Genomic DNA, 11,465 nt, shown 5'->3' with positions numbered 1-11,465 from the left:
TGAATCATCGGCCTGCTCGCTCATATAGAAACGGCCCTGCCAGCGATGGCAGGGCCGTTTGTTTTCAGGGAGGCGAGTTGGCTGCTGCGTCTGCCCAGTTCCTTGCTCGTTTATTGGGGTGTGGCGTTGAACTCCAGCGGCACCCACTCATAAGCCTCCCCCTCGGCGCGCACATGGCCGATGCCCGGGAAGGGCAGGTGCATGCCGCCGACCAGCAGCTTTTCCTTCGCCGAGCGGGCGAAGATCTGCTTGCGTGTCGCCACTGCCGCTTCGCTGTCCACGTCGAATTCGATCGAGACTTCGGGCTGGGCGAACTGCACCGCGTGGTTATGCACGATGTCGCCCCAGATCAGCAGCTTGCGTTCGCCGCTGCCGACCAGGTAGCCGCTGTGGCCGGGCGTGTGGCCGGGGGCGGCGACGCTGGCGATGCCGGGCACGATGTCCCGGTCGGTGCTGAAAGTCTTCCATTGGCCGGCGGCGCGGTAGGGAGCGGAGGCATCGCGGGCCATCTTGAAGAAGGGCTGGACCTCCTGCGCTGCCTTGGCGGCGACTTCGTCGTTCAGCCAGAAGTCGTTGTCGGCCTGGGCCGACCAGATCTCGGCGTTGGCGAACACCGCCTTGCCGTCGGCGTCGATGAGGCCGTTCATGTGGTCGCCGTGCAGGTGGGTCAGCAGCACGACATCGACCTGGGCGGGATCGTAGCCGGCGGCGCGCAGGTTGCCGGTGACGTGGCCGAGCGAGGGGCCGAAGAGGTGGGCAGCGCCGGCATCGACCAGCACCAGCTTGTCGCCGGTGTTGATCAGATAGGCGTTGACGGCGGTCTGCACTTTCGGCGCCTGCAGGAAGTGGCGGGCGAGCAGGCGGTCACGGTCTTCGTCGCGCAGGTTCTTCAGCAGGCCGGTGTCGATCTCGATGGCACCGTCGTACAGCGCGGTGACTTCGATGTCGCCGAGCATCATCCGGTAGTAGCCGGGCACCTGGGTCTGGACCTGCGGCGCGGCTGCGGTGGCGAAGCCGGCGCCGGTGGCGATCAGCACTGCGGCGGCGCAGTGCAGCAGCGGGCGCATCAGGCGGGATGGGGCGTTCTTCTGCATGGGATTCCTCGGTCGGGGTTCGAGCGCCGAGTATCCCATGGACGTGCAAGCGCGCGGCGCCGTTCAGGCGCTGGCCGGCTCCCAGGCCTCGGCGAGGATCTCGAAGGAGCGGCAGCGTGCGGCGTGATCGAAGATCTGCGCGGTGACGATCAACTCGTCGGCGCCGGTTTCGGCAATCAGTCGTTCCAGGCCGCGGCGCACGGTGTCGGCATTGCCGACGGCTGAGCAGGCGGTGGCCTCGTCGACGTATTGCCGTTCTGCCGGCGTCCAGCCCTGTTCTTCATCCAGCGCCGGCGGCTGCAGCAGGCCGCGATCGCCGCGGGCGATGCCGGCGAAGCGGTTGCGCAGCGAACTGAACAGCAGCCGGGCTTCGTCGTCGCTGTCGGCGGCGATGGCGTTGGCGCCGACCATGACATAAGGGCGTTCGAGTGCCGCCGAGGGCCGGAAGCGGCTGCGGTACAGGTCCACCGCGCGCAGCAGGAAGCGCGGCGCGAAGTGCGAGGCGAAGGCGAAGGGCAGGCCGAGGTGGGCGGCCAGTTCGGCGCTGAAGAGGCTGGAGCCGAGCAGCCAGATCGGTACCTCCAGGCCGGCGCCGGGCACGGCCTGCACTTTCTGGCCGGGCTGAGCCGGCTTGAAGTAGCCCTGCAGTTCCAGCACGTCCTGCGGGAAAGTCTCGTCGCTGTTGCCCAGGTTGCGGCGCAACGCGCGTGCCGTCATCTGGTCGGTGCCGGGCGCGCGGCCGAGGCCGAGGTCGATGCGGCCGGGGAACAGGGATTCCAGGGTGCCGAACTGTTCGGCGATCACCAGCGGGGCGTGGTTCGGCAGCATGATGCCGCCGGCACCGACCCGGATGCGCCGGGTGTGCGCGGCGACGTGGCCGATGACGACCGCGGTGGCGGCGCTGGCGATGCCTGCCATGTTGTGGTGCTCGGCGAGCCAGTAGCGCTTGTAGCCGCTGCGGTCGGCGAGCTGGGCGAGCTCGCGCGTGTTGCGCAGCGCCTCGGCGGCGGTGCTGCCGGACGTGACGGGGGCGAGGTCGAGGACCGAGAGCGGGATGGGAGAGCGGGGCATGGGGCTGCTGCTAAAATCGCGGCCTTTCATTACGCCACAGCCGCCGATGACTGCCAAGCCGATCGACGTCGTGATCCTGACCGAGGATCGTTACGTGCATCCCGACCCCGACGATTGGTACCAGGCACAGATTGCGCGCGAGGACGGCCTGGTGGCTGAAGCGCTGCAGGCGCAGGGCCTCAGCGTGGCGCGGCGTTCCTGGGCCGATCCGGCGATGGACTGGCGCGCATGCGGCAGCCTGCTGTTCCGCACGACCTGGGATTATTTCGACCGCTTCGCCGAGTTCTCGCGCTGGCTGGACGCGGTGTCGGCGCAGACGCGCCTGTTCAACGACGCCGGCCTGATCCGCTGGAACGTCGACAAGCACTATCTGGCCGAGCTGGCGGCGCGCGGCGTGGCGATCGCGCCGACGTGCTTCGTCGAGCGCGGCGACGCGATCACGCTGGCGTCGATCATGGCGGCGCAGGGCTGGGACGAGATCGTCTTCAAGCCGGCGGTGTCGGGCGCGGCGCGGCTGACCTACCGTGTGGATCGGGCTTCGCTGGCCGGGCACGAACCGGTCTTCGCCCGCTGCGTGGCGCAGGAGGCGATGCTGGTGCAGCGCTTCGAGCTGGCCATCCTCGCCGACGGCGAGCTGTCGCTGATCGTGATCGACGGCCGCTGTACCCATGCCATCCGCAAGACCGCACGCGCGGGGGATTTCCGCGTGCAGGACGACCATGGCGGCACCGTGCATGCGCACCTGCCTTCCGCAGCCGAGCGGACCTTCGCCGAAACCGCGGTCGCCGCCTGCCCGTCCCTGCCGCTGTATGCGCGGGTGGATTTCGTGCGCGATGGCGGCGGCTTCCGGCTGATGGAGCTCGAGATGATCGAACCCGAGCTGTTCTTCCGCTTCGATCCGCCGGCGGCAGCGGTACTGGCCGCGGCGCTGGCCGAAAAACTGCGTTGAATCAAGGCGTTTTTTTGCATCGCAGCATCATGATGTCCGGCGAAATCCGCATGCGACGGACAGCGCTGCGGTTAGAATTGCAACATTTATCAGATTCCGGGGACTCGTGATGATCCGACGCACGCTGCTGTTCGCTGCTCTGGCCTTGTCCGTGCAGGGCGCGATGGCCAAGGACTGGGACAGCATCCGTTTTGCGACCGAGGGTGCCTATCCTCCGTTCAACACCGTGGACACCAGCGGTGCGGTGCAGGGTCTGGATGTGGACATCTCCAATGCGCTGTGCGAGGAGATGAAGGCGAGGTGTACCTGGGTGAAGCAGGAGTGGGACGGTATGATCCCGGCCCTGCTGAGCCGCAAGTTCGATGCCATCTCGGCCTCGATGTCGATCACCGAGGAGCGCAAGAAGCGCGTCGATTTCACCGACAAGTACTACGCCACGCCGCTCGCGCTGGTGGCGAAGAAGGGCAGCAGCCTGCTGCCCGAGCTGGACGTGCTGAAGGGCAAGCGCATCGGCGTGCAGCGCGGCACCGTGGCCGATACCTTCGCCACCCGTTTCTGGGCCGGGCAGGGCGTCAACGTGGTGCGCTATGCGCGCCAGGAAGAGGCTTATCTCGACCTTTCCGCCGGCCGCATCGACGCGGCGTGGGCGGACGCGCTGGTGGCCGACGGCGGCTTCCTGAAGCAGCCGGCGGGGGCCGACTACACCTTCGTCGGCGGTCTCTACCACGGCCGTACGGCCGAGGAGAAAGGCGTGATCGGCGAGGGCGTCGGCATCGCGATCCGCAAGCAGGATGCCGAGCTCAAGCACAAGCTCAACGCGGCGCTGGCGGCGATCCGTGCCAACGGCAAGTACGACGAGATCCGCAAGAAGTACTTCGACTACGACATCTACGGTGAGTGATTGCGGCGCGCGGGCGGGCGGCAAGGCCTGCGCGATCGTTCGTGTCCTGCGTCGGCGGCCCAGTGGTCGCCGACGTGTTTCTGAGCGTTGCGGTCGTCCCTGCCGGGGCTGAGCGCACGGCCTTTCCGATGCTTCACGGTTATCTACCTTCCCTTCTCGATGGTGCCTGGGTGACGCTGCGCGTGGCAGTGTTCTCGCTGCTGCTCGCGCTCGTGCTCGGCCTGCTCGGGGCCTCGTCGCGACTGTCGCCCAAGCGCCTGCTGCGCCTGCCGGCGACCGCCTACACCACCATCGTGCGCGGCATACCCGACCTGGTGATGATGCTGCTGATCTTCTACGGCGGGCAGGTGGGCATCAATCTGCTGACCGATGCGCTCGGCATGGACTACATCGACGTGAATCCCTTCGTCGCCGGCGTGCTGACGCTGGGCTTCATCTTCGGCGCCTATTTCACCGAGACCTTCCGCGGCGCCTTCATGGCGGTGCCGGCCGGCCAGCTCGAGGCCGGGCGCGCCTACGGCATGAGCAACTGGCAGGTCTTCAGCCGCATCCTGTTCCCGCAGATGCTGCGCCATGCGCTGCCGGGCCTGGGCAACAACTGGCAGGTGATGCAGAAGAGCACCGCGCTGGTGTCGATCATCGGCCTGTCGGACATCACCTGGCTGGCCGATCAGGCCGGCCGCAGCACGCGCGAGCCCTTCCTGTTCTATGCGGTGGTGTGCGTGTTTTATCTGGTGCTGACGGCGGTGTCGGGCCTGGTCTTCAACTGGCTCGAACGGCGCTACTCGGTGGGTGTGCGGAGGGCGCAGGCATGATCGAGTGGAGCCTGTTCGCCGAGAGCTGGCCATCGTATGCGTCCGGCCTGTGGCTGACGCTGCAGCTCACCGTGCTGTCGCTGATCGTCGGCCTGCTGCTGGCGATTCCGCTCGCGGTGCTGCGCGTGTCCTCCAATCGCTGGCTGTCGGGGCCGGTGTGGGCCTACAGCTATTTCTTTCGCGGCACGCCGATGCTGGTGCAGTTGCTGCTGATGTACTACGGCCTCGGCCAGTTCGAGTGGGTTCAGGCGCAGTGGGAGGCGGGCAGCCGCTTCTGGCTGCTGTTCCGCGACCCTTACGGCTGTGCGCTGATCACCTTCGCCCTCAACACCGGCGCCTACACCACCGAGATCATCGCCGGCGCGCTGCGGGCGATGCCGCATGGCGAGATCGAGGCCGCGCGCGCCTGCGGCATGAGCCGGTTCCACGATGCTGCGGCGCATCCAGCTGCCCGGCGCGCTGCGGCGTGCGCTGCCGGCCTACAGCAACGAGATCATCTTCATGCTGCACGGCACGGCGATCGCTTCCACCGTGACCCTGGTGGACCTGACCGGCGCCGCGCGCAATGCCTATTCGCAGTTCTTCGCGCCCTTCGAGGCCTTCATCTTCGCCGGCCTGATCTACCTCGCCGTCACCTTCGCCCTCGTCGGCCTGTTCCGCATCGCCGAGCGGCGCTGGCTCGCCCACCTGCAGCCGCGCAAGCCGCTGGGCAAGGGCGCCTGAGCCCGTTTCAAGGATCCGTTTTTCATGACCCAGCTTACCGTCGAAGACCTGCACAAGCGCTACGGCGATCACGAGGTGCTGAAGGGCGTGTCGCTGTCGGCCGAGGCCGGCGACGTGATCACCATCATCGGCTCGTCAGGTTCGGGCAAGAGCACCTTCCTGCGCTGCATCAACTTCCTCGAGCAGCCCGATGCGGGGCGCATCAGCGTGGCCGGCGAGGAGATCCGCCTGGTGCCGGGCAGGGACGGGCATCTGAAGGTGGCGGACGCGAAACAGCTGCAGCGTCTGCGCACCCGGCTGGCGATGGTGTTCCAGCATTTCAACCTGTGGGCGCACATGACCGTGCTGGAGAACGTCGTCGAAGCGCCGGTGCATGTGCTCGGCGTGCCCAGGAAGCAGGCGCTCGAGCGCGCGATGGCCTACCTCGACAAGGTCGGCATCAGCCGCTTCAAGGACAGCTACCCGGCCCACCTGTCGGGCGGCCAGCAGCAGCGCGTGGCGATCGCGCGGGCGCTGGCGATGGAGCCGGCGGTGCTGCTGTTCGACGAGCCGACCTCGGCGCTCGACCCGGAGCTGGTCGGCGAGGTGCTGAAGGTCATGCGCGGGCTGGCCGAGGAGGGCCGCACCATGGTGGTGGTGACCCACGAGATGGGCTTCGCGCGCGAGGTCTCCAGCCAGGTGATGTTCCTGCACCAGGGCCTGGCGGAAGAAAGCGGGCCGCCTGCGCAGCTTTTCGGCCAGCCGAAGAGCGAGCGCCTGCGCCAGTTCCTGTCCGGCAACCTCAAGTAGGCAGGCGGCGCAGCCGGAGCGCGACCGCGCCGGTTCCGAGCACGCAGATCCCCAGCAGCGCGGCGAGGCCGGGCCAGTGTCCGGCCGTCCACGCGGTGCCGGCGAGGCTGCCGATGACGCTGGCGCCGAGGTAGTAGCTCGACAGGTAAAGCGCCGAGGCCAGTGCGCGCCGCTCGCCCGCGCGCCGTCCCACCCAGCCGCTGGCGAGCGCGTGGGCGGCGAAGAAGCCGAAGGTGAATACGCCGACGCCGGCAATGATCATCCACAGCGGCTGGCCGAGCGTCAGCGCCAGTCCGGCGCCCATCACCGCGACCATGCGCCACATCGCCTTCTGCCGGCCGTGGCGCTCGGCCAGGCGCCCGCTCAGGGCCGAGGCCCCGGTGCCGACGAGGTAGAGCAGGAAAACCGCGCCGATCGCGCTCTGGCCGAGCATGTAGGGCGGTTCCAGCAGACGGAAGCCGAGGAAGTTGTACAGGCCGACGAAGGCGCCCATGGCGAGGAAGGCGACCAGGAACAGCCATGGCAGGCCGGGATCGCGGTAGATGGCGAGGATGTCGCGCAGGATGCGCGCCGGTCTGGCAGAGCGCGGCTGGAAGTGGCGCGAATCCGGCAGCCGGCGCCAGAACACCAGCGCCGACAGCAGGCCGAAGACGCCGATCACGGCGAGTGCCATGCGCCAGGAGCCGAGGTCGGCCAGCAGCGCCGAGACGAAGCGTCCGCTCATGCCGCCCAGTGCATTGCCGGCGATGTAGAGCCCCATTGCGCGCGCTTGGGCACTGGCGGCGACTTCCTCGCCGATGTAGGCCATCGCCGCCGCCGGCAGCCCGGCGATCACCGCGCCGAGCAGCGCGCGCAGCACCAGTAGCGAGAGGAAATCGGGCGCGAAGGCGCTTGCCAGCGCGAGCATCGCGGCGATCGCCAGTGCCCATTTCATGAGTTGCTGCCGCCCGAGCCGGTCGGCCAGCACGCTGCCTGGAATCAGCATCAGTGCGAGTCCGGCGGTGGTGGTCGATACCGTCAGGCTGGCGCCGGCGGCACTGACGCCGAATTCGTCGGCGAGCAGGGGGAGCAGCGACTGGGTGCTATACACCAGCGCGAAGGTGGCGAAGCCGCCGACGAACATCGCCAGGTTGGCACGACGGTAGGCGGGCGTGCCGGCCTCGAGATGCGTGGAGCCGGCAGCATCCGGCTCCTTGCTCGGCGACTTCATTGAGATGATCGGGAGGTTCGCGTGGCGGCAGGCTCAGGCGGCAAAGAAACGCTGACGTGCCTCGCCCGGCAACTCCATGCCGGTATTGCGCGCACGCTGCAGCAGTTCCCAGTAATAGCGGTAGGAGGCACGGTCGTGCAGCCGCCCGCCATGCTGGATCGGTCCCCAGTCGGCATCCTGGGCGGCGATCAGGATCTGCGCGGCTTCCTCGACTTCGGAGAAATCCGGCTGCATCGCGGCGACGATCGGCAGGATCTGGTTGGGATGGATGCTCCACATGCGCAGGTAGCCGAACTCGCGGCGGGCACGCTCGGCGTCGTGGCGGATGACGGCGACGTCCTGCAGTTCGGTGGTGACGTTGTGCGAAGGCAGGACGCCGTTGGCGAGCGCGGCGGCGGAGATCTCGGTCTTGGCACGGGTGACCAGCGGGTGTTCGAACTGGCCCGGGCTCTTCATCGCACTGCCGGGAATGGCGCCGTGATGGCCGGAGACGAAATCCATCAGGCCGAAGTCGAGCGATTCGACGCCGTCGAGGGCGGCGATCTGCCAGGCTTCGCGCAGCGCGCCGTGGGTTTCGATCAGTACATGCACCGGCAGTGCGCGTTCGCTGCCGCAGTCGGCCTCGATGCGGCGCAATTCCTCGATCTGGGTCGCGGCATCGGCGGCCGAGCGGACCTTGGGCAGGGTGATGAAGGCCAGCCGCCGGCCGGCGCCGCGCACCAGGATGTCGAGATCCTGTTTCCAGTGCGGATGGGTGATGTCGTGGATGCGCGCGCCGACGCGGCCGAAGTGGTTCTCGGCGCCGTTCACCACGGCCACCACCATCCGGGCGTGCTCGGCTTCGGCGCCGGCGCGGGCGCCGTCCTCGCAGTCGCAGGTGATGTCGAACACCGGGCCGAGCTCCTGCTGCAGCTTCAGTGCCTTGAGCATCAGCTTCTCGGCGCCGGCGTAGTGGTCGACCGCGGGCAGGGCGGGAAAAGGCTTTTCGCCGGCGAACAGGACATCGGCAGGGTGCAGGCGCATGCGGGTTCTCCTCGAAGGCGGCAGGGAAACAAAAAGGGCCACGGATTCTACCCCGCGGCCCGGTGCAGGCGCGGCCCGCAGGCCGCGTCGCGGTATTACTTCAGCATGTCGGCGACGGCGGCACGCTCGTCTTCGAGTTCCTTCAGCGTGGCGTTGATCTTGCCTTGCGAGTACTCGTCGATTTCCAGACCCTTGATGACCTTGAACTGGCCGTCCTTGCATTCGCACGGGACACCGAACACGATGCCTTCGGGGATGCCGTAGGCGCCGTCGGACGGCACGCCCATGGTGACCCAGTCGTCCGAGCCCAGCACCCAGTCGCGCACGTGGTCGATGGCGGCGTTGGCGGCCGAGGCGGCCGAGGACAGGCCGCGGGCTTCGATGATGGCGGCGCCGCGCTTGCCGACGGTGGGCAGGAAGACGTCGTTGTTCCAGGCGTGGTCGTTGATCAGCGCCTTGACGCTGTCGCCGTTCGATTCGCAGAAGCGGTAGTCGGCGTACATCGACGGCGAGTGGTTGCCCCACACGACCATCTTCTTCAGCGACGACACCGGGCGGCCCGACTTGGCAGCCAGTTGCGACAGCGCGCGGTTGTGGTCCAGGCGCAGCATGCCGTGGTAGTTGTTCGGGTTGGTGCGGCCGACCTTGATGGCGGCGGCGCGGGCGATGTAGGCGTTGGTGTTGCAGGGGTTGCCGACGACCAGCACACGCACGTCTTCCTTGGCGTTCTCGGCGATGGCCTTGCCCTGCACGGTGAAGATCGCGCCGTTGGCGGTCAGCAGGTCGGCACGCTCCATGCCGGGGCCGCGCGGACGGGCGCCGACCAGCAGGCAGACGTCGGCGTCCTTGAAGGCGACATTGGGGTCATCGGTGGCGATCATGCCGGCCAGCAGCGGGAAGGCGCAGTCTTCCAGCTCCATCATCACACCCTTCACGGCCTTCTGGGCCTGGGGCAGGTCGAGCAATTGCAGGATCACGGGCTGGTCCTTGCCCAGCATTTCACCGCTGGCGATGCGGAACAGCAAGCTGTAGCCGATCTGGCCGGCGGCGCCGGTGACTGCAACGCGCATGGGGGCTTTGCTCATGTGAATACTCCCTCTATAAAGAAGACGGTCGGTGATGGCGGTGTCGAGAATTCGTGCCTCGGCTGCACGGTGCGATCGATTCCGGCACATCATGCCGGACATTCGCGCCGCATGCATCAGGGGCGCGAAGATACTAAGAAGAAATGTCGAAGCTGTCAAATCATGACTTATATCTTATATAAGACATAAGACGAGGCATAGACGACTTGTTTTTTTTGTGCTCAAATGCGCGCATGTCACGGGAAGCTCCTACTTTCAGCCCGCTCTACCGCCAGATCAAGACCCTGATCCTTCAGGCTCTCGAGTCCGGCGAGTGGCGGCCTGGCCAGGCGATTCCGAGCGAGCAGGAACTGGCGGCGCGCTTCAGTGTGTCGCAGGGTACCGTTCGCAAGGCGATCGATGAAATGGCTGCCGAGAACCTGCTCGTCCGCAAGCAGGGGAAAGGCACCTATGTCGCTTCGCACAATGATCCGAGAGCCCTGTTCCGATTCCTGCGCCTGGTGCCGATGGACGGCGACCTGTCGCAGCCGCAGAGCGTACCGCTGGATTGCTGGCGTGCCAAGGCCGGCCAGGAGGCCTCGCGCATGCTGGGCATCGAGCCCGGTGCGCCGATCATCATCGTCCGCCGGCTGCTGAAGTTCTCGACCAAGCCGGTGGTGATCGACGAAATCTACCTGCCCGGGGAAGTCTTCCAGGGGCTGACTTCGGAAGTGCTGCAGGGCTGGAACGGCTCCCTGTACAGCCTGTTCGAGACCCGTTTCGGCCTGCGCATGATCCGGGCGCAGGAGCGCATCCGCGCCGTCGCCGCCGACCGCAATGCCAGCGAGGCGCTGAAGGTCGCCGAAGGCACGCCGCTGCTGTCGGTCGAGCGGGTGACCTATACCTATGGTGACAAGCCGGTCGAATGGCGGCGCGGCCTCTATTCGACGGCCGAGCACTTTTATCTGAATGAGTTGAATTGACGTAATGACGTGCCGGGCGAGGGCGCTATAATTACTGATTACGTATAACGGTGTACGTATTTTCGAAGTCGACGGCGGATCTTTCGTCGTACATGTAGAGGGGAGTCTTCATGTCAGAAGTGACTGTACGCAAACAGCGGCCGAAGCACTTGGCCGTGAATCAGATCCGGCTGCCGCTGCCGGGTATCGTCTCGATCCTTCACCGGGTCAGCGGCGCGGGCCTGTTCCTGTTGCTGCCTTTCCTGCTGTATCTGCTGGATCGCAGCCTCGGTTCGGCCGAGACTTTCGAGACCTTCAGCGCAGTGGTGGGGCATCCGCTGGTCAAGCTGCTGCTGCTGGGTCTGCTGTGGGCCTACATGCACCATTTCTGTGCCGGCATCCGTTTCCTGCTGCTCGACATGCACAAGGGAACGGAACTCCAGGCCGCGCGCAATTCGTCGCGCATCGTTCTGATCGTGAGCATCGCGCTCACCGTGATCATCGGGGTGAAACTATGGTGAAGCGTCAACCTGTCGGCGCGCACTACGGTCTGAAGGACTGGATTGCGCAGCGTGCCACCGCGGTCTTCATGGCCATCTACACGATCATCTTCGCGGTCTGTACGCTGACTCTGTCCGAGTTCAGCCATGAAGCCTGGAGCGGCCTGTTTTCCGGCGGCCTGTTCCGCTTCCTGAGCTTCCTGTTCTTCCTGTCGCTGTTCTACCACGCCTGGATCGGCGTTCGCGACATCTGGATGGACTACGTCAAACCGACCGGGCTGCGCCTTGCGCTGCACCTCGTCACTCTCTTCCTGCTCGTCGGTTATGCCGGCTGGGCGGCCCAGATCCTTTGGAGGCTGTAAGC

Annotated in this window: 13 protein-coding genes and 1 pseudogene; 9 read left to right on the top strand and 5 right to left on the bottom strand. The window is 66.7% G+C overall.

Translation table 11 applies throughout. The features are described from left to right. Positions 1-110 precede the first annotated feature (110 nt). Together AAFL97_RS12055 and AAFL97_RS12050 are read right to left on the bottom strand one after the other, a co-directional pair. A complete protein-coding gene (locus AAFL97_RS12055; protein ID WP_341645125.1) occupies positions 111-1,094 on the bottom strand; it encodes an MBL fold metallo-hydrolase in 984 nt (327 codons plus the stop codon). A gap of 63 nt (positions 1,095-1,157) precedes the next feature. After that, the gene (locus AAFL97_RS12050) at positions 1,158-2,165 is read right to left on the bottom strand and encodes an LLM class flavin-dependent oxidoreductase (RefSeq protein ID WP_341645124.1); all 1,008 of its coding nucleotides are present in this window, start codon (positions 2,163-2,165) and stop codon (positions 1,158-1,160) included. A gap of 46 nt (positions 2,166-2,211) precedes the next feature. Between AAFL97_RS12050 and AAFL97_RS12045 the strand changes: the two genes are divergently transcribed. From AAFL97_RS12045 to AAFL97_RS12025, 6 genes and pseudogenes are all read left to right on the top strand, one after another. Further along, positions 2,212-3,114: an ATP-grasp domain-containing protein gene (locus AAFL97_RS12045; RefSeq protein ID WP_341645123.1), complete on the top strand. Its 903-nt coding sequence runs from the start codon at positions 2,212-2,214 to the stop codon at positions 3,112-3,114. A gap of 109 nt (positions 3,115-3,223) precedes the next feature. Continuing rightward, the gene (locus AAFL97_RS12040; RefSeq protein ID WP_341645122.1) at positions 3,224-4,015 is read left to right on the top strand and encodes an ABC transporter substrate-binding protein; all 792 of its coding nucleotides are present in this window, start codon (positions 3,224-3,226) and stop codon (positions 4,013-4,015) included. A gap of 128 nt (positions 4,016-4,143) precedes the next feature. Continuing rightward, complete coding sequence (locus AAFL97_RS12035) at positions 4,144-4,830, top strand: ABC transporter permease (RefSeq protein ID WP_341645121.1); 687 nt, start codon at positions 4,144-4,146, stop codon at positions 4,828-4,830. Then, positions 4,827-5,198, top strand: a pseudogene (locus AAFL97_RS24665) (ABC transporter permease subunit); the annotation flags it as partial. The gene AAFL97_RS12035 and the pseudogene AAFL97_RS24665, both read left to right, overlap by 4 nt. Positions 5,199-5,259: 61 nt before the next feature. After that, positions 5,260-5,553 carry a hypothetical protein gene (locus AAFL97_RS24660; RefSeq protein WP_445954493.1) on the top strand — a complete coding sequence of 98 codons (294 nt, stop codon included), beginning with the start codon at positions 5,260-5,262 and terminating at the stop codon, positions 5,551-5,553. A 24-nt stretch (positions 5,554-5,577) separates the two neighbouring features. After that, positions 5,578-6,342 (top strand): ABC transporter ATP-binding protein, encoded by a 765-nt coding sequence (locus tag AAFL97_RS12025; RefSeq protein WP_263461187.1) that lies wholly within the window; start codon positions 5,578-5,580, stop codon positions 6,340-6,342. Here the strand turns inward: AAFL97_RS12025 and AAFL97_RS12020 are convergent. The 3 genes from AAFL97_RS12020 to AAFL97_RS12010 all read right to left on the bottom strand — a co-directional run bounded on the left by AAFL97_RS12020 (position 6,335) and on the right by AAFL97_RS12010 (position 9,660). Continuing rightward, on the bottom strand, positions 6,335-7,465 hold the full coding sequence (locus AAFL97_RS12020; RefSeq protein WP_341647149.1) for an MFS transporter: 1,131 nt from the start codon (positions 7,463-7,465) through the stop codon (positions 6,335-6,337). The two genes, AAFL97_RS12025 and AAFL97_RS12020, sit on opposite strands and share 8 nt — an antisense overlap. A gap of 120 nt (positions 7,466-7,585) precedes the next feature. Next, positions 7,586-8,575, bottom strand: a complete 990-nt coding sequence (locus tag AAFL97_RS12015) for an HpcH/HpaI aldolase/citrate lyase family protein (RefSeq protein ID WP_341645120.1) — start codon at positions 8,573-8,575, stop codon at positions 7,586-7,588. A gap of 95 nt (positions 8,576-8,670) precedes the next feature. After that, positions 8,671-9,660: a malate dehydrogenase gene (locus tag AAFL97_RS12010; protein ID WP_341645119.1), complete on the bottom strand. Its 990-nt coding sequence runs from the start codon at positions 9,658-9,660 to the stop codon at positions 8,671-8,673. A 233-nt stretch (positions 9,661-9,893) separates the two neighbouring features. Between AAFL97_RS12010 and AAFL97_RS12005 the strand changes: the two genes are divergently transcribed. The 3 genes from AAFL97_RS12005 to sdhD all read left to right on the top strand — a co-directional run bounded on the left by AAFL97_RS12005 (position 9,894) and on the right by sdhD (position 11,463). Next, the gene (locus tag AAFL97_RS12005) at positions 9,894-10,622 is read left to right on the top strand and encodes a GntR family transcriptional regulator (RefSeq protein ID WP_341645118.1); all 729 of its coding nucleotides are present in this window, start codon (positions 9,894-9,896) and stop codon (positions 10,620-10,622) included. Positions 10,623-10,732: 110 nt separating this feature from the next. Next, positions 10,733-11,122 carry a succinate dehydrogenase, cytochrome b556 subunit gene (gene sdhC, locus AAFL97_RS12000; protein WP_341645117.1) on the top strand — a complete coding sequence of 130 codons (390 nt, stop codon included), beginning with the start codon at positions 10,733-10,735 and terminating at the stop codon, positions 11,120-11,122. Continuing rightward, a complete protein-coding gene (gene sdhD, locus AAFL97_RS11995; RefSeq protein WP_341645116.1) occupies positions 11,116-11,463 on the top strand; it encodes a succinate dehydrogenase, hydrophobic membrane anchor protein in 348 nt (115 codons plus the stop codon). Before sdhC ends, sdhD begins: the two co-directional genes overlap by 7 nt. The last annotated feature ends 2 nt before the right edge of the window (positions 11,464-11,465 follow it).

Source organism: Thauera sp. SDU_THAU2 (assembly GCF_038260575.1).
Taxonomy (GTDB): Bacteria; Pseudomonadota; Gammaproteobacteria; order Burkholderiales; family Rhodocyclaceae; genus Thauera.
The sequence above is the reverse complement of the archived record's forward strand: the minus strand, read 5'-3'. Positions and strand labels throughout refer to the sequence as shown.